This window comes from Micromonospora sp. NPDC003944 (assembly GCF_053605225.1).
The window spans coordinates 1-21,154 of record NZ_JBSGIV010000029.1 but is presented as its reverse complement, the minus strand read 5'-3'; the positions used below and the strand labels follow the sequence as shown (position 1 = coordinate 21,154).

General features: G+C 68.3%; 11 protein-coding genes and 1 pseudogene. 3 read left to right on the top strand and 9 right to left on the bottom strand.

Annotated features, from left to right (window positions below; all coding sequences use genetic code 11):
• The first annotated feature begins 24 nt into the window (after positions 1-24).
• Complete coding sequence (locus tag ACWER9_RS16355; RefSeq protein WP_452302601.1) at positions 25-894, top strand: DUF5667 domain-containing protein; 870 nt, start codon at positions 25-27, stop codon at positions 892-894.
• A gap of 126 nt (positions 895-1,020) precedes the next feature.
• Positions 1,021-1,890: an HAD family hydrolase gene (locus ACWER9_RS16350; RefSeq protein ID WP_452302600.1), complete on the top strand. Its 870-nt coding sequence runs from the start codon at positions 1,021-1,023 to the stop codon at positions 1,888-1,890.
• A gap of 31 nt (positions 1,891-1,921) precedes the next feature.
• Here the strand turns inward: ACWER9_RS16350 and ACWER9_RS16345 are convergent, their stop codons facing one another.
• The 9 genes and pseudogenes from ACWER9_RS16345 to ACWER9_RS16305 all read right to left on the bottom strand — a co-directional run bounded on the left by ACWER9_RS16345 (position 1,922) and on the right by ACWER9_RS16305 (position 16,184).
• Positions 1,922-2,977: a lysophospholipid acyltransferase family protein gene (locus ACWER9_RS16345; protein ID WP_452302599.1), complete on the bottom strand. Its 1,056-nt coding sequence runs from the start codon at positions 2,975-2,977 to the stop codon at positions 1,922-1,924.
• Positions 2,974-4,050: an NAD-dependent epimerase/dehydratase family protein gene (locus tag ACWER9_RS16340; RefSeq protein WP_452302598.1), complete on the bottom strand. Its 1,077-nt coding sequence runs from the start codon at positions 4,048-4,050 to the stop codon at positions 2,974-2,976. The genes ACWER9_RS16345 and ACWER9_RS16340 overlap by 4 nt, the downstream gene beginning before the upstream one ends.
• A gap of 173 nt (positions 4,051-4,223) precedes the next feature.
• Complete coding sequence (locus ACWER9_RS16335) at positions 4,224-4,325, bottom strand: 30S ribosomal protein bS22 (RefSeq protein ID WP_007465623.1); 102 nt, start codon at positions 4,323-4,325, stop codon at positions 4,224-4,226.
• A 270-nt stretch (positions 4,326-4,595) separates the two neighbouring features.
• Positions 4,596-4,805 (bottom strand): helix-turn-helix domain-containing protein, encoded by a 210-nt coding sequence (locus ACWER9_RS16330; protein ID WP_007465625.1) that lies wholly within the window; start codon positions 4,803-4,805, stop codon positions 4,596-4,598.
• Positions 4,806-5,017: 212 nt separating this feature from the next.
• Positions 5,018-6,202 carry an ABC transporter permease gene (locus ACWER9_RS16325; RefSeq protein ID WP_091402733.1) on the bottom strand — a complete coding sequence of 395 codons (1,185 nt, stop codon included), beginning with the start codon at positions 6,200-6,202 and terminating at the stop codon, positions 5,018-5,020.
• Positions 6,203-6,324: 122 nt separating this feature from the next.
• Positions 6,325-7,260: pseudogene (locus tag ACWER9_RS16320) on the bottom strand (ABC transporter ATP-binding protein); the annotation flags it as partial.
• The gene (locus ACWER9_RS16315) at positions 7,257-8,684 is read right to left on the bottom strand and encodes an efflux RND transporter periplasmic adaptor subunit (protein WP_452302597.1); all 1,428 of its coding nucleotides are present in this window, start codon (positions 8,682-8,684) and stop codon (positions 7,257-7,259) included. The pseudogene ACWER9_RS16320 and the gene ACWER9_RS16315, both read right to left, overlap by 4 nt.
• 188 nt (positions 8,685-8,872) lie before the next feature.
• Complete coding sequence (locus tag ACWER9_RS16310) at positions 8,873-9,346, bottom strand: hypothetical protein (RefSeq protein WP_452302596.1); 474 nt, start codon at positions 9,344-9,346, stop codon at positions 8,873-8,875.
• A 31-nt stretch (positions 9,347-9,377) separates the two neighbouring features.
• Positions 9,378-16,184, bottom strand: a complete 6,807-nt coding sequence (locus tag ACWER9_RS16305) for a polymorphic toxin type 24 domain-containing protein (RefSeq protein ID WP_452302595.1) — start codon at positions 16,182-16,184, stop codon at positions 9,378-9,380.
• Between the two features lie 427 nt (positions 16,185-16,611).
• Here ACWER9_RS16305 and ACWER9_RS16300 point away from each other — a divergent pair, with 427 nt between their 5' ends.
• Positions 16,612-21,123, top strand: coding sequence for a LamG-like jellyroll fold domain-containing protein (locus tag ACWER9_RS16300; protein ID WP_452302594.1), 4,512 nt, complete (start codon positions 16,612-16,614; stop codon positions 21,121-21,123).
• Positions 21,124-21,154 lie beyond the last annotated feature (31 nt).

The window sequence follows — 21,154 nt, the reverse complement described above, 5'->3', positions numbered from 1 at the left end:
TACCAGCGAGAGGAGGTGCCTGCGGTGGACAACACCCTCTTCTCCCGTCGGCGCGCGGAGCGCTTCGCGCAACTTCTCGACGAGGCCAACGGCGCTCGGCGACACCACGTGCGATCCCGGGTGGACGGTCAACTCGCGCCCCTCGTCGCGGTGGGTCAACGGCTCAGCGTCGACCCCCCGGCTGTCGAGGTGGACCAGGACTTCCGCACCGGCCTGCGCGCGATGCTGCTCGCGACGGCCGAGCGGGAAGGGCTAGGCAGCGCACCGGCGGCGGTCGACGAACCGGCCGCCACCACCGCCCGTGGGCGGCTGCTGCCGGCGGTCACCGCCCGGCGGGCCCGCGCCCGGGGCGCCATCCTGGTCGGCGTCGCCGCCGGGGCCATCGCCGTCTCCGGGATCTCCGCCGCCAGCGAGAACGCGGTGCCCGGCGACGCGCTCTACGGCATGAAGCGGTCGACCGAACGCGCACAACTCGCCCTGGCCAGCTCCGACATCAGCCGAGGCCAGCTCTTCCTGGACTTCGCCCGGACCAGAGTCGGCGAAGCCGCCAAGCTGCGCGGTGACCGGATCGGCTACAGCGCGGTCCTCGACGACATGGACGCCGACAGCCGGCAAGGAGTTCGCCTGCTGACCTCGGCCGCGGTGCAGCGGGCCGAGCCGGGCAGCCTGGACACTCTCAACACCTTCGTGACGAGCCAGCGCCGGGCCGTACGCGGGCTGCTCGACGAGAGCACCCGCGTCGACCGGGAACGCACCCAGCGGTCGCTGCTGCTGCTGGACAGCATCCGCGAACGCTCCGACGACCTGCGCGCGGCGATCGCCTGCGGCCTGCCGGCACCGGCCGCCAGCGACGCCCTCGGCCCGGCGCCGAACACCTGCCCCGGGGCTCGCTGACCTGCGCTTCCCATACCGCATGTCCGACCGGCCGCGCCACAGTTCGCTGTGTGCCCGGCCGGTCAGCCGTCTACGGCGGATACCCTCGCGAGGAGCATCCGTCGTACCGGTGAGGAGGGGAATCGCGTGGCGCGCAGCCGTAAGGTGACGGTCAGCACCGACGCCGAGGGGCACACCGCAGCCTGGGCAGAGACCGACCTGGCCCCGGTTGGCGCAGCCGACCCGAGCGGTGCGGCGTTCTTCGACGTGGACAACACGATGATGCAGGGCGCCTCGATCTACTGGTTCGCCCGTGGGCTCGCCACCCGCAACTACGTGACCACCGCCGACCTGGCCCGATTCGCCTGGCAGCAACTCCGCTTCCGGCTGCTGGCCCGGGAGCACGCCGGTGACATGTCGCTGGCCAAGGAGGCGGCACTGGCCTTCGTCAAGGGTTGGCGGGTCGACGAGGTCGAGCACCTCGCCGAGGAGATCTTCGACGAGATGATGGCCCCCCGGATCTGGGCCGGCACCCACCAGCTCGCCAAGCGTCACCTGGACGCCGGGCAGCGGGTCTGGCTGGTCAGCGCCGCCCCCGTCGAGATCGGCCGGGTGATCGCCGCCCGGCTCGGCCTGACCGGTGCCATCGGCACGGTGGCCGAGGTGGCCGACGGGGCGTACACCGGGCGGTTGGTGGGTGACCTCATGCACGGTCCGGCCAAGGCCGAGGCGGTCACCCAGCTCGCCGCCGTGGAAGGGCTCGACCTGGCCCGCTGCGCCGCCTACAGCGACTCGGCGAACGACCTGCCGCTGCTCCGCTCGGTGGGCCGGGCGGTGGCGGTGAACCCGGACGGCGCGCTGCTGCGGCAGGCCCGCCAGCACGGCTGGGAGGTACGGGACTTCCGCACCGGCCGACGAGCGGTCAAGATCGCCGTACCGTCGACTGCGGCGGCCGGGCTTGTCGCCGGCGCGGTCACCGCCGGCCTGGCCCTACAGCGCCGTCGCCGCGCCGGCTGAGCCGTCGCCGGTGACCGTCGGCCAGCACTTCCTACGGGCCGAACGGGTCCGGTCGTCGCTCCAGCAGCGTGTGCAGGGTCTGCTGGATGGTCTCCCGCACCTGGTCGGCGAGGTTGAAGACGACGAGCGGGTCGTCCGCCGAGTCGGTCAGGTGGGCGGTGGGGATCGGCGGGCAGAACTCGATCAGCCACTTGCTCGGCAGCGGCACCATGCCCAGCGGGCCGAGCAGCGGGAACGTCGGCGTGACCGGGAAGTAGGGCAGCTTGAGCAGCCGCGCCAGGGGCTTGATGTCGGCGAGCATCGGGTAGATCTCCTCGCCGCCGACGATGGCGACGGGAACGATCGGGGTGCCGGTGCGCAGCGCCGCCGAGACGAAGCCGCCCCGCCCGAAACGTTGCAGCTTGTAGCGGTCGGCGTAGAGCTTGCCGATGCCCTTGAAACCCTCCGGGAACACACCGACCAGATCGCCGCCGCCGAGCAGCCGCTCGGCGTCCGGGTTGCAGGCCACCGTGCCGCCGGTCTTACGGGCCAACTCGGAGACCACAGGCATCCGGAACACCAGGTCGGCACCGAGCAGCCGCAGGTAACGGTGAGCGGGGTGCTTGTCGCGCAGCGCCGCCGAGAGGATCAGGGCGTCGAGTGCCACAGTCCCGGAATGGTTGCCGACCACCAGCGCTGGCCCGTCCACGGGGACGTGCTCCAGGCCGCTGACCTCGGTGCGGAACCAGTCCCGGTAGAGCAGCCGCAGCAGCGGATGGAAGACCGCGTCGGTCAACTCCGAGTCGAAGCCGAACTCGTCGACCTCGTAGTCACCCGAGAGCCTCCGGCGCAGGAACGCCAACCCGTTCGCGACCTTGCGGTCCCAATGGTCCCCGGGCCGGTCCGACACGGCCGGCTCGGTGCCGCCGGGCAACCCGGCGTCGACCTCGTCAGCCGGCGTCGCGGTCGGGGCCGGCGTCGGCGCGGCCTGGGCGGCCGGTCGGTGTCCGTTGCGCCGCGCCGGCTCCGCGTCCGGCTCCGGCACCTGCTGGGGTACGTCGAACCGCCCGACCGACTGCGGGTCGCGCCCCTCCTCCGGCCCGTTCATGTCGACCGCTCCCGCACTGCCGAGCGGACCTGCCGGATGCCGTCCAGGACGAGTTGCTCGGCAGCGGCCAACTGGTCCCGGGTGACCACCACCCCACCGTGGTGGGCGCGGATGAAGTCGTCGAACGCCTCGGCGGTCGAGCGGGGCGTGAAGTCGTACTCCTGCTCGAGCCGGCTGGTGTCGACCACCCGGCCGTGCACGAAGAGGTCGACCTGGTCCAGGCCGTAGCGGCCGAAGCCCATCGTGCGGGCCAGCGCGGCGGCCCCGGAGAGACCCGGCTCCAGCACCGGCACGGCCACCCGGCCGGCGCGGCGGATCGCCTGGGACAACGACAGCACCCCGGGGCCGGCGACGTTGTACGTGCCCGGATGGTCCTCCACGATCGACAGGTGCAGCACCTCCAGCGCGTCGTCGAAGTGCAGGAACTGCAGTCGGGGGTCACGACCGAAGACGGTCGGCACGAACGGCTGCGAGAAGTAGCGGGTCAACGTCGTGTCGGCGGTCGAGCCGATGAACGGGGCGAAGCGCAGCACCGTGGCGGTGACGTCGGACCGGCGGCGGCGGAACCCGCGGACGTACCCCTCGAGGTCGAGGATGTCGCGGCCGAAACCGCCGCGCGGCACCTCCCGGGGCTCGGTCTCCTCGGTGAAGACCGCAGGATCCCGGAACGACACCCCGTACGCGGCGGTCGACGAGCGGACCACGAGCTTGCGCAGCCGGGGGGCCCGCTGGCAGGCGGCGAGCATCTGCATGCTGCCGATCACGTTCTGGTCCTTCATCGCGGACCGGCCACCGTGCTGCGGGTCGGGTGAGGTGACGAGCGCGAGGTGCACCACGGCGTCGACGTCCAGGTCGGCGAGGAGCCCACCGAGCGAACCGCTGTCGACGCGGATCCGTTCGACCCGGTCCAGCAGGTCGGTGAACTCGGTGCCGGAGTCCGGTGCGTCGACCCCGATGACCCGTTCGATGCGTGGGTCGGCGGCCAGTCGGGCCGCCACGTGAGCACCCAGGTAACGGCCGACCCCGGTCACGACGACGACCCCCGGAGCACCTGAGGTGCCACCGGGGGTCATCTGACGCACCTACCCCGGCAGGACGGACCGAGCCGGGACGACCACGGCCTGATCACCTGAGCCTCCGGAGATCGACAGTAAGGCCAGTGACGCCGAACGCCGGGCCATCGGATGGGCTGGGGGCGCTTCGGCGCAACACGCGCCGCCAGCCTGTCCGTCGGGCCCGGCAGCGATCACTTGCCGAGACGGCGACGCTGGACGCGGGTCTTGCGCAGCAGCTTGCGGTGCTTCTTCTTAGCCATGCGCTTACGGCGCTTCTTGACCACCGAGCCCATACGACAGCCTTTCGATACAACGTGCGGGGCGGACCGGATGACACCACGCAGGTGGCGACGGCGACCGCTTGCGGACAACGGACCGGACCAGTCTGGGCGGCGGGGCGCACCGGCGGGGTCTCGGTCGGGCTCCAGGGTAGCCGGAGGGCGTCAGCCGGACCAACGCGCCCCCGTCGCAGCCGCCTTTGGCGCGCGACCGCGGGGCTCGCGAGGTAACTCCCTACGTCCACCGATGCCGGTCAGCCGGGGATCGGCGGACAGGGCGGTGGCTCAGGCGGTCTCCTGAAAGGCACCCCGGAGATATTCGTGCACCGCGTGCTCGGGCACCCGGAACGACCGGCCGACCCGGACGGCGGTGAGCTCACCGCTGTGCACCAGGCGATAGACGGTCATCTTCGACACCCGCATGACCGTCGCCACCTCCGCGACGGTCAGGAACTTGACCTCCGACAGCCGCCCGTCGGACTGTGACCCGGCCATGGCTCACCGACCCATCCCATGCCCGGCGCGTGCCAACCCGACGGATGCTCCGGGCCGGGCCAGCGACGCGCGTGTTACCAGTACGGTAGCGGGGCGGTTGTGACCGGCGCGATCCCTTCCTGCAACTGATCATGTTTCGGTGGCCGGTTCACCCGGTCCACGCTCCCGATATCGGCCCGTCCGCGCCCGCCGTCCGGTTGTGCCGCCACTGCTCATTCGGTGCGCAGCGCGACCACCGGGTCGAGACGGCCGGCGCGCTGCGCGGGAACCACCCCGAAGACGATGCCCACCACCGCCGACACGCCGAAGGCGAGCGCCAACGACCACCAGGTGATCGCCGCCGGGATTGGCGACAGCGCGTCGACGAGCAGGGCCGTTCCCACCCCCAGCGCCATCCCGGTGAGCCCACCGATAGTGGTGAGCAGCACCGCCTCCAGCAGGAACTGCACACCGATGTCGCGGGGACGGGCGCCGACGGCCTTGCGCAGCCCGATCTCCCGGGTCCGCTCCCGGACGCTGACGAGCATGATGTTGGAGACGCCGACCCCGCCGACGAGCAGCGAGATGCCGGCGATGGCCGCCAGCACCCCGGTGAGCACACCCAGGATGTCGCCGAGCACACCGAGGATCTGCTGCTGGGTGACAGCACTGAACTCGGTGTCCGGGTGGCGGCGGTTCAGCTCGGCGACGATCCGTTCGCCCAGCTCGTCGATCCGTTCCCGGTCCGGGGCCTTCACCGCGATGCCGTCGACCCGCTGGGTGCCCCAGAGCCGCTGCGCGGCGGTCACCGGCACGTGCACCTCGTCGTCCCGGTCGACGCCGAGGCTCTGCCCGAGCGGCGCGAAGACGCCGATCACCCGGAACCGCACCCCGGCCAGCGCCACCTGCTGACCGAGCGGGTCCCGGTCGGGGAAGAGCGCACGGGCCACCGAGTCGCCGAGCACCGCCACCCGTCGGCTGGTGTCCACGTCGGTGCCGGTGAGATAGCGTCCCCGTGCCAGCGACCGGGTGAAGACCGCCGGGGTCGTCTCCAGGACGCCCTGCACGGTGGTGAAGTCCGAACGGGCCCCGGCCCGCGCGGTCGCCCCGGAGGCGACGGTGACCGCCACCCGATCGGGGTCACCGACGACCCGGGTGACGGCGTCCACGTCCTTGAGGGTCAACGGCGAGACGACAGGTGCGTTGCCCACCTCGATCCGGCCGGGGACGACGAGCAGCAGGTTGGAGCCGAGGCCCTCGACCTGTTGCTCGACCTTCTGCTTGGTGCCGGTGCCGATGGCCACCAGCAGAACCACCGAGGCCACCCCGATGATCACCCCGAGCATGGTCAGCGCGCTGCGCAGCCGGTTCGCCCGCAGGGCGTCGAGCGCCACCCGCCACGCCTCGGCGACTCTCACGCCGTACCCCCGAAGTGCTCGGCTGCGCGGTCACCCGCAGCCGCGTCGCGCGCGTCGCGCGGTTCGGCGTCGCGCGGTTCGGCGTCGCCCGGTTCGGCGTCGCCCGGTTCGGCGTCGCCCGGTTCGGTCTTGTGCGGAAGGCGCCCGGTGGCTCCGGCGGCGCCACCGGAGCCACCGGACGGGTGCCCCGGGCCGCTTCCGGACGCGGACCGGGGCTCCGCGCTGGGAGCGGGGACCAGTGTCGCAGGTCGACCGTGATCAGCGGACGGCGGTCGATCATGGCCGGAGTTCGAGTCGGCGCTGTCCGCGGTAGGGCGTGCGGTCGCGGCGCTGTCCGCCACGACAACGCCGTCGCGCATGGTGATCCGACGCTGGGCGCGGGCCGCCACCTCCTGGTCATGGGTGACCATCACCAGCGCCACCCCGGACTCCGCGTTCAACTGTTCCAACAGCTCCAGCACCGCGGCGCCGGTGACGCTGTCCAGGTTGCCTGTGGGTTCGTCGGCCAGCAGCACCGTCGGCTCGGTGACGAGCGCGCGGGCGATCGCCACCCGCTGCTGCTCGCCGCCGGACATCTGGTTGGGCCGGTGGTCCAGCCGGTGCCCGAGGCCGACCCGGCCCAGCATCGCCGCCGCCCGCTCCCGCCGCTGCCGGGCCGACACCCCCCGATAGACAAGGGGCAACGCCACGTTCTCCACTGCCGAGGTACGCGGCAGCAGGTGGAAGGCCTGGAAGACGAAGCCGATCGTCTCGTTGCGCAACGTCGCCATCTCCGGTGGGGCGAGGGCGTTGACGTCCCGCCCGCCGATCACCAGTCTGCCGCCCGTCGGCCGGTCCAGCCCGCCGAGGAGGTGCATGAGGGTGGACTTGCCCGACCCGGACGGCCCGACCAGGGCCACGTAGTCACCCGGCTGCACGGTCAACGACACCCCGCGCAGTGCCTGCACCGACACCCCGTCGAGCTGGTACGTCCGGGACACGTCCACCGCCTCGATCGCCGGGACCCGCTCCCCGTGCGGCCGTTGGCCGGGCGGATCCGCGACGGCGGGTCCGGTCACCGGACCTCCTGGCCCTCGCGGACCTGGTCGGCCCCGCGCACCACGATCCGGTCGCCGGGCTGCACGCCGTCGACGATCTGCACCAGGTCGGCCCCCTGGACGCCAACTGTCACCGACGCCCGGTCCGCCTTACCGTCGCGGACCACCCAGACCGCGTCCCGGCCGTCGGCGGAGAACACCGCCGAGGCGGGGACGGTCACCGCGTCGACAGCCTCGCGTACGCGAAGGCGCACGATCGCGTTCATGCCGGGGCGGGGCGCCGGGGCCGGCTCGTCCTCGGCCAGCTTCCCGGCACCGAGCGCCAGGCGTACCCGATAGGTGACCCCGCCCTGAGCGGAGTTGGTGGGGAGCACGTCGACCGACCGGACGATGGCGTCGTAGCTGGCACCGGTGACGGCATCCAACTCGACGGTGGCCCGCACGCCGGCCTTGACCAGCAGCACGTCGGTCTCGTCCACCTCGGCGAGCAGACCCAACTGCCCGGTGTCCACCACGGTCAGCACCGGCGCTCCGGCGGTGACCAGCCCGCCGACCGCGACCGCGTCGTCCACCCCGGCTGGCGGACCACCCTGGCTGGGGGCCAGCACGGACGGGTCGAGGCCGGCCCCGCCGGCCTGCTCCAACAGGCCAGCCAGACCGGCGTTCGCCCCGCCGCCGGCCCGGGTGCCACCCGGCTGCACCACCCCGGCGATCGGAGCGCGCAGGGTCAGCGCGTCGACAGTCGCCTTCGCCAGGTCGTACGCCTGCTGGGCCTGAAGCCGTTGCGCCGCGGAGAGCGCGCCGACGGCGGAACTCAACCCGTTGATCCCCCGCTGCACCGCGCGTACCGCCTGGTCGGCGCTGCGCGCGGCGGCGGTGTACTGCTTCTGCGCCGACGTCACCTGGGTCAACAGCGCGTCCCGCAACTGCGGGTCGGCGATCTTGTCAGCGGCCTTACGGGCGGCGTCGAACGCCTCGTCGGCGGCCTTGTCGGTGCCGCGCCGGCTGCTGGTCAGGTTGCCCGCTCCGACGCCCCGACCGGCGCGCTTTGCGGCGGACAGCGCCTCCTTGGCCTGCCGGAGACGCTGCTGCGCGCTCGGCGAGTCGACAATGGCGAGCACCTGCCCGCGCTTCACCCGCTGTCCAGGCTGGACACGCAGGCTCTTCAGGGTGCCGTCGGCGGGGGCGGTGAGGGTGGCGGCGGCGCGGGCTGTCACCGTGGCCGGGGCGTCGATCACCTCGGTGACCGGGTTACGGGCGGCCGACGCCAGGGCGAGGTCGGGGCCTTCGTCGCCGCAGGACGCGGCGGTGGTGGCGGTGAGGACGACGACGGCGGTCAGGGCGACGAGCAGGCGGGGCCGCGTGGCGCTTGCGGGCCGTGGTGATCGAGGACGGCGCACCCCATCGATGGTACGTGTGTTGATAGAGCGATGAGCCGTTGCCATGCGGGGCGTAGGTGCGGCTCCACCGCTCGGCTTCGGCCATCGCCGCGCATCGACCCATATCCTAGATAATTGACTTCGGCGGGCGACGAACCGCTCCCGCCGCCCGTCGCCCGCCGAAGTCCTATGTCATCGTCCCGACAATCAGGACGTCTACCAATTGTGACCACCGGCAAGGTGTCCGCCTGATGTCACAAACCTTCGGATACCAAACTGTGAAGCTCCGCCGCGGTGGACCGCACTATTTCGTCATTATCGACAGAAAGCTTCTCCACCACTCGCTTGAGGGCTTCAGATTTCTCAAGGCTTAAGCTTGCAGCGTACATCGCACCGTTCAAAGAGCTGTAAAGATGATCGATATGATTTGTCATTCCTTTCTGCTCCCGAGCTTCAGCCCACCCACGAGCAAACATCCGCCACGAAATGAAGTCACCGCGATTTAGTAAGGCATCTGCCGTGGCAACGGTGACAGCGGTGTCTTTCGTGTCCAGCAGCAACCGCAGAACGACCGCGTCTGCGACCGGCCCACCCAGGTGCGCCACAAGCTCTCGGCCTGCCCTCGCGCGATCCTGCCAGCTCTGCGAGCCGGCCAACCGGATTAATTCCTCAAAATCGACCACGACCGCCACTTTCACATTGACGAGGAATCGCCATGTAGAGATCAACGAATGATGGTGAATAACCCATCAGCAGTTCTCAGAAACCACAGGGCGGCCCGCCTGCAGGACCCACGCCGGAATGAGCCTCTCCTGTCTCCTGCACGAAGGCTACTCCCTTAGGGTTGACGTTTTCTTGATAGGGCTGCCAGTGAGGCGTTTCGACACCCTTGTGCGCAGCACCGAAGAGATCGGTTCGATATTTCAGGTTGCCTTTGCTATCGTATACGCCCCAATCGACGATGGCGCCGCCAGCACCACGTCGATAAAGAATTCCGTCCGACGGGCCGCCACTCGTTGGCACGCGACCTCGCGTCCATTCGCTCGAATTTCCCCAGGGATTAGACCCGTTGGAGTTATGAACCAGAATTGCAGTCTGGCCCACCAGAACATAGTACGTGTGCAGGCCGTCAACAGTAAGGTTGTAGGCATCATCCTGCTGAACAGTGTTCGGGCGGATGCCCAGGACGAGTCGGGTGCGGCCGTCGGCTGACAACACCAGATCGCCTGGATCAAACTCATCAGCTCGCTGCCACTGCCGATCAGTCTGATTCCAGAACGGGTGATCCTCGGTAGTCCTAACGGCAGATCCGAAGAGCTGCAGATCAACGAGATCGTCGGCGTGGACCCACACGTGTGTAACAACTCGTGGACCCTGCTCACCCACCTCCGGATCCGAGGCCATAACCTCGTCTCCAATTTCAATATCCTTAAGGCGCTTGGTGGATCCGTCCGCCATCAGAACCTCGGTGTCACCACTGAAGCTCTTACAACCACAATTGCACCCCTTCCCACCCTTGCCGCCCTTGGGCGTCTTGATGGAGAAGAGACGATCGTCGTCGGGCATATTCGCGAGAATCCACTCGGCACTGCGGAAGAACAGGTCTTCCTCCCAGTCACCGCATACTCCCTTGGAGCGCAACTCCGCACATACGAGCATCGCGAGTTGGCGGGTGTCCTGCTCCATTAGGAAGTCGTTGCCGTCCCGACCCATCGTGCGATACCAAGCTGCACGCTCGTTGTTCCATCGGCGCATGAATTCTTCGAACCGAACGGATTCCGGCACCACAATGCCGTAGCCCAGGCTGCGCGGGTTATCGACCTTCCCCGACTTGGTACTCGACTTACCGTTCGCTTTACCCCAGTCGGTGTTCGCCTTGGTGCCGCAGCCGCCCGGGCAGCCGCCGGCACCACGACCGTCCCCCTCCTTGAGGGGACGCGGGTCGTAACCGCGGCAGTCGAACTCCAGGCAGTCGGCAGGGATCAGACCGTCCGGGTCACTCATCGTGACCGGGGAGTTGTTGGCGTAGGAGTAGCCGTTCCACTGCTGCGGATCGGCCAGGTCCTGCAACGGATCGACCGACACGAATCGCCCGATCGTCGGGTCGTAGTTCCGGGCGCTGACCTGAGTGAGGCCAGTGTTCGTGTTCAACGGTTGGTTAAGGAAGCCACGGTTGTCCGGTGCGGTGACGGTGGAGCCGCGGGGCGCGCCGTACGGGGTGTACTGCCGCCACGTCGGCACCTGGGCCGTGTTGTTCAGGTAGAGGTTCGGCGTGCCCTGGTGGTCCGGGATGATGAACCCATAGGCGGTGCCACTGCCCGTGCGATAGGCCATCGCGCCGCTGGGCAGCGGGTAGTAGCGGGTGCCGCTCAACGCCTGGGTGCTGGTGTTGAGGGTGATCTGCTGACCGGGCAGGTAGAGGGTGGTCAGCCCCGGGTCCTTCTGGATCAGCAGGTTGCCGTCGGCGTCGTAGAGGAACGAGCTGTTACCACCCGTGCCGCCGGTCACCGACGCCAGCTCACCGGCATCGTCCCAGTTCAGGGTCTGGGTGCCCTGCCCGGCCTTGCGGGTGGTCATGTTGCCCGCGTCGTCGTAGGCGTACGAGGTGCTGCCGGTGAGTCCGCCGGAGGTGGCGGTGCTCGTCAACGTGTGCGGCTGGCCCTTTGCGTTGCCGTCGTACGCGTAGTTGGTGGTGGTGTCGGTCCCGCCTGACGTCGAGTACTGGGTCTGGCTCTTCCGGTTGCCGAGCGAGTCGACGGTCCACTCGGTCCAGTAGGCGCTGGTGGCACCGATACCACTGCCGACCATGGCGCGGTTACCCAAGGTGGGGGTGACCGCGCAGGCGTCGGTTGCCGTCCATGCCTTGGTGAGCCGCCGCAGCGAGTCGTACCGGTAACACTGCGTCTCTGACGCGGTGCTCGGGTCGGAGCGGGTGTCGACGGTCTTGGTGATGTTGCCGTACAGGTCGTACTCGTAGTCCCGCTTGCCAACGTCCGTGGTGGTGGTCGTCGTCTTGGTGACGACTTGCTGCTTGGGTCGCCCGTTGTGGTCGTCGTAGACGTTGACGATCGAGGCCCCGCTGTTCGCAAGGCCCACGAGGTTACGGGTGACCCGCCCCCAAGCGTCGTAGTCGACGGACGCGCTGTAGCCGGCGAGCCCACCGACGACCGTCGGCAGGTCCAGAATCCCGCTGTAGCTCCGAACTACTGTCTCGCTGGGCAGGTTTCCCCTGGCGGGATAGGTGTCGGTAGAGGGAAGCCCGGTCGTCGTCGAATAGGTGTGCCCGAACGCGTACGTGTTGCCGAGTGCCCCCTCGACGGCGGGGATGGTGATCGTCTCGCCCTTCGAATTGCCGAAGGAGTCGAAGTTGGTCCATTGAGTGCTGTATTCGGCGCCGTTACGGAAGGCGGTCGCAGTGGTGAGCTTGCCGATCGGGTTCGTGATCGACGCGGCGCTGTTGTCGTTGTCGTAGACCCAGGTGGCCAACTTGTTGCTCGTCGACTGCGCGGAGGTCAGCGCGGCGAAGCTCGCCGTGCGACGGTTGATCTTGTCAAAGGTGTACGAGACGGTCTTGCCGCGGCCGTCGGTCGACTCGATGACGTTGCCGGCGCCGTCGTAGCGGATGGTGCTGGTGCCGGCATCCGGGTCGTCCTTGCTGATCACCTGCCCGAGCAGGTTGAAGGTGCTGGTCCAGGGGTTGCCGGCGGTGTCGGTCACGGTCGACTGGTTGCCATGCTCGTCGTAGCCGTAGCTGCTGTCCACTGAGGTGCCGCCGGTGAGCCGGTACACGCCGGTGAACGGGTTCGACGGGGAGACCAGCGTAGGCGCAGCGGTGAACTGGAGCTGCTTTTCCAGCCGGCCCATCGGGTCGTTGACCGTGGCGGTGACGGTGCCACCCGTCGGCGGGATGACCGTCGTGCGGTCACCGTTGTACACCGTCCTGGTCGACGACTTGACCACGCCGTCGCGGGCGCTCTCGGCGAAGATGACCCGGCCGAGCCCGTCGTAGGTGTTGAAGGTCTGGTTCAGGGCCTTCTTCAGCAGCGAGTCGGCATAGACCGGAGTCGTGTCCGGCGTGCTGGCGGCGTCCCACCAGCCGTTGTAGGTCGCCCGCACCCAACCCCTGCTGTCGTAGAACGAGTCGGCGACCATCCGACCGCCCGAGTTGGTGTCCGACTGGGTCTGCCGCACCCGGTACTGGGCGTCGTAGATGGTGGTAGTCGTCGCGTACGCGTTGTTGAGGTTCAGCGTCTCGGTTGTCGTCGCGGTTGGCCCGCTCTTGGAAATCGTGTAGCTGTGCTTCACGTTCGGCAGAGCGCTCGTGGGCCTGGACGCCAGCCAGACCGCCTTGAGCCGACCGAGTGCGTCGTACTGCGATCGAGTGGCCACGTCGTTGGCATCGGTGCTGATCGTGGGGAGGTTGCGCAGCGTCGTCATGGTCGTCGAGGTGGCGTGACCCTCGGCGTTCGTCAGTTTCATGCCGGTGGTCAGGCCGGCGGCGTTGTCGGTGTAGCTGGTGGTGGCCTTGTGGTCGTTGCCGTCCCAGCTGCCGGTGACCCGGCCGTACGCGTCGAACTCAGCCTTGTCGGTGGTCTGGTAGACGTACCCGCCGGAGGCCCAGTCGGACGCCTTGCGGACCATGGTGACGTTGCCCCGGCTCGGGGCGGCCTGCGGGAACGTGGTCGAGAACTGCGTGTCGTCGTAGTAGGTCCGGACGTGCGAGACGACCTGTGCGGGACGGTTGACGGTGGTCGGGGCGGTCAGCGTGTTGGTGCTGCCCGGCACCGAGGTCGGCGAGCCGGCGCGGAAGCCCGCGCAGGCCACTGAGACGGTCTCGACCTGGCTGGTTAGGCCGACCAGATTGAGATCACTGTTGGCCGGGGCGTACGTCGTGCTCGTGCACCTGTCGTAGGCGGGGTTCGCCGGCACGGTGTGGTCGTACGAGTGTTGCAGCAGGCCGAAGGTCGCCGAGCTGGTCGAGTCGTCGTACGACATGTCCGTCTGGCTGTATCGCCAGGTGGTGCTCGACCCGGAGGTGACCGCCTGCCGTCGCCAGGTCTGCACCGGCGCGCTGAACGTCGCACTCAGCGCCGGAAGTCCCGTTCGGCTCCGGGTCGCGGTCGCGCCCGACACCCAGTACGAGGTGACGGTCGAGTTGTCGATCGGACCGCCGTCTCCCAGGTACGAGGTGGTCTCCAAGGCACGCCCGGCAAGCTGGTCGACATCCTCGTGGATGCCGCCGGCGCTGTCGGTGACGTTCACGACCGTGGTGTTGTTGTTCTTGCTCATGCCACGGTAGTAGGTGGTCTCACCCAGGGTGCGGGGGTCGTTCACACCGTCACCGTTGCGGACCTGGACCTTGCCCCAGCCGCGGAACTGGCCATAGGTGCGGTACTTGGCCTTGACCACCTCGTTGTCGTCGAAGTGCCATGCCGCACCGCCGACATACTGGTAACTGGTGGAGGTGGCCGGGGCGCCCCCGGTGGGGTCGGTCGCGGTGACCCGGGTGACCGCGTACTTGTGGAACCAGTCGCGGATCTGGTCCGACAGACCCTCCGGCGTCCAGTAGACGGGGTAGCACGACAAGGTGTTGGATGCCGGACTGACCGTCACCGGTGCGGTGCAGGGCTGCGGCAGCTCGTAGCTGGGCGAGATGACCGAGCCGGTCTCGGTGGTGATCGTCGCGATGCGCTGCCGGTAGAACGACGGGTAGCCGCTCGTGATGTCCACCCGGTTGGGCAGCTTGATGCCCGTGAACGACACCGACGGCAGGGCGATGGCGCTGGCCGAGCCGCCGGAGGTGGTGTCGTGCCCAGTACGGGTGATCGACGACAGCCACAGCGTCGGCGCCGTGCCGTCCCCGGTCGCCGGCATCGTGTGGGCAAGCGCGTAGGAGTCGACCTTCCGGTACGGCGGGGTGAGGCTCGCGTCGTACTGCTGGGTCTCGATGGACGTCAGCCGAACCGTGGAGAAGAACGAAGGACTCCACGCCTTGCAGTCCGTGCCCGAGTTGCAGACCAGGTCGAACGGCACGTCCGGCCAGTTGGCCTTGTTCGCCTCGTTCAGCGGCTTGCAGGTGCCGGAGAGGCAGCGGTCGTCGGTGTTGAAGACCACCTGGTTGGGGACGATGCCGTACGCGCCGTTGTCGCGGAAGCCGTAGTCGATCCGGGCGAGGTTGCTGTCCCGGATGTACGACACGTCGGTGGCGCCCTCGTTGCGGCCGTAGTAGTTGGTGGCCTGGTTGTAGTAGTAGGCCATGGCGTTGCCGTGGACGTCCTTGACATAGTCGAGGTTCCACCGGTACGCCATGGTGCAGACCGACGAGTTGAAGCCGGCCGCGTTGTAGCAGGGGTCTCCCGAGTGCGCCGAGTAGACCGGGACGTGGTCGACCGACTTGGTCTCCGGGTTGTTGGTCGTCCAACCCGGGAGCCGGTTACGGCCGAACTCGTAGACGGTGCCGTCCCGTTCGGTCACCCGCCAGTAGTCGGTGTCCTTCGTTCCGCTGCCGTTGCCCGAGTTCATGACCCGGGTGACCACCGCGCCCGTGTCGTTCTGCGCTTTCCAGATCTTTCTGGTGGAGTCCCAGATCAGCGAGCTGGACGATCCGTTGAGAGCGATGGTGAGGATCGGGCCCGCGTAGCAGCGGTCGTTCGTCTTCACGGGGGACGGGCTGCCACCCGGGTCGTCCGCGCAGGAGACGAAGGTCTGCTCGACGTACGACTTCGGTGTGGTCCACCCCTCGCCCACCCACGAAGCCTGCGCGTTGGTCGCGACGGTCTGGCCGTCGACACCACCGGAGTTGTAGGAAAGGGCCAACTGCGGCACGAGCTTCGACCGGGTCGACGGCACCGTCATCGGGTACGAGTAGGTGAAGGAGCCGGTGCTACCACCCGCAGTCCATGATCCGGACGGCTTCAGGTCGGTCGCCGCATAGGTGCCGCCCCTGCCGCCCTCGTCGCCGGCACCCGCCACGGCGGCGAGAACCATCGCCGAATCGGCGGACCGGCTGTCGGCGGTGGCGGTCGTCAGCGGCACTTCCGCCGAGACCGAGTTGCTTGCCGGGTCGTTGGTCGAGGCCAACGGGGTCGGCGTCTGGCACGCGGCGATCGCCGGTGTGGTGAGAGCGCACGCGGGCATCCGCACGAGCCGCAGCCGAGAGCCGTAGTTGCCGCCATACGCCTCAGCGAACTCCGCGTAGTCGACGCCAATTCGCATCACACCGCTGGCCGAACCGCTCGTCGTCGGCGTCACCGAGAGCAGCACGCCGTCCACGCCGGCAGCCTCGGTGGCGGCACGGTCCGCGACTCGGACCTGCATCTTCTGCGGACCGGCGTAGCGACCGCCCCTGGCGACCGGCGCCACCCAGACGGGGGTACCCGACGCGCGCGTCTTGGCCGCCGCCGCAGTGCGGGCCGCAGATGCCGGTGCCGTCACCTGGACCGCCGTCGAGGCAGCCTTCGGCCATGCCGTCCGCGTCGGTCGATAGGTCGACTTGGCCTGGTCGGGTGGAGTCACAAAGTTCGTGGGCAGCGGCTTGACTCCGGTCACCGATCGTCCGGGTGACATGGGCGGGAGCTTGGACAGCCCGCCGTCCTCTGGCTTTGCCGCCGCGGGCGTACCGGTCAACAAGCTGGCAACCATCGACGTCGTCACCGCCAGCACCATCAGCCGTTTGCGGCGTGTAAGTAGGCGTAATCCCCCGTGCCCGGCCATTTCACCCTCACCTCTGCGAGATCATCAGAAATCCACGCAGGGTGTCTCGTCGCGCACCCCCGTGGCGCGAACAATGTTTCATGCCGGCTTCCCCCAAAGGTAACGGTGCGATAACAAGTGACCACGGTCGCAGCGGCAAATCCGCTGCAGTGAGTCCGAAAGGGACGACTCCGTGTGACGTGCTCCGTTTCACGGACGCCGCCGGTACTGGTTCACTGTGGCCGCCCAACGGACGTGCTCCGCGTCCGCCGGCTTGACTACACGGGGGAGATACCTCTTCATGCCCAAAATCGGTCCTCAATCGGGGACATCGACAACCAGACGCACGCTCGCCGGGGGTGTCGTCGCAAGCCTCTTCCTGGCCACTTCGGCCACACTCCTGCCCGGCATCCCGGCTGCTGCGGCGCCCAGCAAGCCCTCACCGAAGCCGGCCGACCCGCCACTCAGCGTCGAACGGGCGATGGTCGAGGCGAAGCGGACTGGTAAGCCGGTCGAGGCAGTCGGCGCCCGTACGTCGACCACGACGTTCACCGCCCGCCCAGACGGGATGATGGAGCTGACGGAGTCGGCAGTACCCACCCGCACCAGGGTGAACGGCGTCTGGAAGAACCTGGACCCGACACTGGTCCGAAAAGCCGATGGCAGCATCACGGCGGCTGTCACCACCAACCCGATCCGCGTCTCCTCCGGTGGCGGTGGACCACTCGCCGAAATGACCAGCGGCGACCACGCACTGTCGGTAACCGCCCCGCTGACTCTGCCGGCACCGACCCTGTCCGGGCCAACCGCCACCTACGCCGAGGTGCTGCCCGGGGTCGACCTGACCGTCCGGGTCGACACCGAGGGTTCCTTCTCGCATGTCTTCGTGGTCAAGAACCGGCAGGCTGCGGCCAATCCACGTCTGGCGGCCCTCGACCTCGCCACCGCCACGAAGGGCGTCGAGCTGACAGCCGATTCTGCCGGCAACATCACCGGGCGCGATCGTGGCGGCCGGACGGTACTCACCGCGCCCGCCCCCACGATGTGGGATTCCGCAAGCGGCGCGAGCGCAAGAGCTGGAACGACCGAACGAGGAGCGGCTTCCACCCCTGGCGGACCCGGCCGTGGGGCGCGAACGGCCCCGATCGCGGTCAAGATCGGTGCCGGAAAGCTGCGGCTCACCCCCGACCGGGCGCTGCTGAACGACCCGGCGGCGGTGTACCCCCTCTACATCGACCCCACCTTCAACTGGACGCCAGTCGGCCCCAGAATGAGCGGTTGGGCCTCGATCTCCTACCAGCACCAGTCGACGAACTACTGGAAGAACACTCCGGACCCCGCCGGCCGGATGCAGGTGGGCAACTCGGGAAGCCAGCGGTCGAACACTCTGATCAACTTTCCCGTCCCGTTTGCCACCCTGGCCGGCGCCCAGATCAAAGATGCCATCTTCAAGATCACAAACACCAGATCCTGGAACTGCGACGACAAGACGGTAAACATCTACGGCCCAGGCACCACCTTGAGCTCCAGCAATGCCAACTGGGATGACTGGGAGGGGGTGAGCAAGGGCAGCGCCATCGCCAGCAAGAGCTTCGCCTACGGCTACAGCGGCTGTGACGCCGCTGGCGTCTCCTTCGACATCACCAACCAGATCAAGGCTGACGTCACGGCCAAGAAGTCGACCCGCACCCTGTGGATGGTCGCCGCCAACGAGGCCAGCGACACCAAGAGCTGGAAGGAGTTCCTGGAGACGAGCCCGACGCTGACCATTCAATACAACCATCCACCCGCAGCACCGACCGGACTCAGCACCTCTCCCGCGACAGCGTGCACCGCGGCAAGCCCCACAGTGGTCGGCGATACCGCGGTTTCTCTCTATGCACCAGTCTCCGACCCCAACAAGGGCACCCTCGGCGTGAGTTTCAGCCTTTCCAAAGCGAACGCCGACGGAACGCAAACCTTCATCGACTCGACCGACCCCAATTCATTGACCTACTCGTCCGGCACCACGGCGGTATGGGTTGTGCCCAGGTCCACGCTCGCCAAAGCATCCGGGGTGGTGGACGGCGTGAGCTCTGGAACCGCGACGACATTCGCCTGGAAGGTTCAGACGACAGATTTCCAAACGTCGAGCAACTGGTCGGTCACCTGCCGCTTCACCTTCGACGCCACCCGCGCCGGACCACCGGTAATCGCAGATCTTCAGGCGCCGGCAACGATCGGGCAGCCGATCACCATCTCGGTCAAGCCGCCGATCAGCGGGACCAGACCCACCAATTACGTCTACCAGTTGAATGCAGCGCCCCCGCAGAGCAGGACACCCGACGCAAACGGCAATGTCAGCTTCGAGGTAACCCCTAACCGGTTCACCAACACGATCTCGGTGACCAGCGTGACCGCGGGGGGTAGAAACTTCGGCGAGACCGCGATCCTGCCCTTCAATGCCAACCCCTCACCCGAAGTGGCAGCGGACGGCGACCTGACCGGCGACGGCCGAACCGACCTTCTCTCCGTCGGCTCGGTGAACAACCTGAAGGCGGGTCTCTGGCTGGCAAAAAACAACGGCTCGGCCGGGGTCAACCCGGGCATCAGCAACATGGGCGTGCGAGGAAACGGGGTCACCGGGGAGAACTCTCCGACCGACTTCGACGGCGCTCAGGTCATCACGGGTCGATTCACCGGCGGCAACCTTCAGGACGTGCTGATCTACTACCCGACCGGCAACAACGCCGGCGGTGGCGGGATCCTCGCCGGCAACGGTGATGGCTCGGCCTTAATGCCGGAGCGCGGCGGCGTCCAGACCAGCCTCATGGCCGGCAACCTGCTCGACGAATACGGCCGATCGCCGATCCAACTGGCGAACGCCGGTGAGGCGCGGGGGCCCGGCTCCGGCTTCCCCGACCTGATCGGCACCAGCGGGGATGCCACGAACGGCTACCAACTCACCTACTACCCAAGCTTCCCGGGGACCAGCCTGTTCTTCGGGGCAACCTCGACCGGGGCACTGACCCCGACGGGTGGCGCCGACTGGAACAACTGGACGATCAGCACCGCGCAGACGAGTACGGGCGCTGCGATGTTCCTCTGGAACCGGACCACCGGCGCGCTGCACCTCTGGTCAAACCTCGCCTACAACCAGGACACCGGACAGCTCAGCTACACCGCCCGCGCCTTGGCCGCCAGCGGCTGGAACACCGGTACCGCGCTCAGCCTGCGTGCCGGAGACATCAATGGCGACGGCACCCCCGACCTCTGGACCGTCGGCGCCGGTGCGGTCACCACCGGTTGGCTGGTCACCAATCTCCAAGCCGGCAGCGCCACCATCACCGCCCAGCCAAGGCAGACGCTTGTCACCTCCGACCACACCTGGCAGTTCGACGACAAGTCGGTGTCCGAGGACAACAGCACCGTCAGCACTGCCATCGACATCTCGGGCGGCAAGGCGCTTGGAGTCGAGGTGACCGATCCTTCGGTGGAAAAGCCGGGAACGAGTGCGAGTTGGCGCACCGGTGAGCTCTTCCCAAAGGTCGTCGTACTCAACACCGATGCGACCGCGACCCAGGTCAACTTCATCAACAAGACCGCGCTCACCAATGCAGAGCGGCTGATCGACACGAGCAAGTCGTTCAGCATCTCGGTCTGGGCCAAGCCCACAGCCGCCGGTGGTGTCATCGCCAGCGAGGACGGCGCGAACGCGTCGCGCTTCCTGCTCTGGAACAACGCGGATGACAACACCTGGCGGTTCGCTCTCGGCAACACCGACAGCAGTTGGTCGTACACCCAGGTGATAGCGCCCGCCGGTACGGCGCTGGGGGTATGGACGCACCTGGTCGGTACCTACAACGCCGAGACCCGGACGATCTCGCTTTACGTCAATGGGACGCACAAGGGGAGCACGCAGTACACCGCCACGCCCACGTGGCCGAGCACCGGCAAGTTCGTGGTGGGCCGCTACAAGTACCTGGGCGCACCGACGGCGCACTACGCCGGAATGCTCAGCAACCTGCAGGTGTGGAAGCGGGCACTCACCCCCGCCCAGGTCGGGGCGACCAACGTCCCGGGAAGCGGCTCGCTCACCTCGGTCGGTGCCACCACCTGGACTCCGCCGGGAACCGGCACGAAGCAGACCGACGTCTACGCGACGGACACCCTCGGCAGCCTGTGGAGGTACCGCAAGGTCAACAACCAGCTCACCGCGCCACGGCTGGTCTCCTCCGGGTGGAACCAGTTCACCGCGTTCGGCATCGCGGACATGGACCACGACGGCTACCAGGATGTGGTCGTCCGGGACAACGTCACCTGTAACCTGCAGGTGTTCCTGGGCACCGCCGACGATCTGAGCCCCACGCCCACGTTCTTCGGCACCGGTTGGTGCAGCTACCGGCCGTTCGGGGTGGGCGACTACAACCGGGACGGCTACCAGGACGTCTTCACCGCGGGTACGACCAACGATCTGTGGGTCTACCCGGGTGACCTGGCGGGTGGCAAGCTGACCCGCATCGACGTCGGCGACGGTTGGGACGGGCAGTACGCCGGGTTCGGTGTGGCCGACGTGGTGGGTGACACCACGCCGGAGCTGTACGGACGCGAGATCGACACCGGCCTGCTGCGGGTCTACGACCTCCAGGCGCGGACCATCACCCAGGTCGGCATCGGGTGGACCAACTACACCTCGTTCGGGATGACCGACTTCAACGGGGACGGCAAGCCCGACATCCTGGCCCGGGAGAACGCGACGGGCATCCTCTGGTTGTACCCGGGGGCGGCCAACGGCACCCTCGGTACCCGATCGGTTATCGCCACCGGCTGGTGAACGGCGGCGGTGGGTCGGGCCGTTGCCCGAC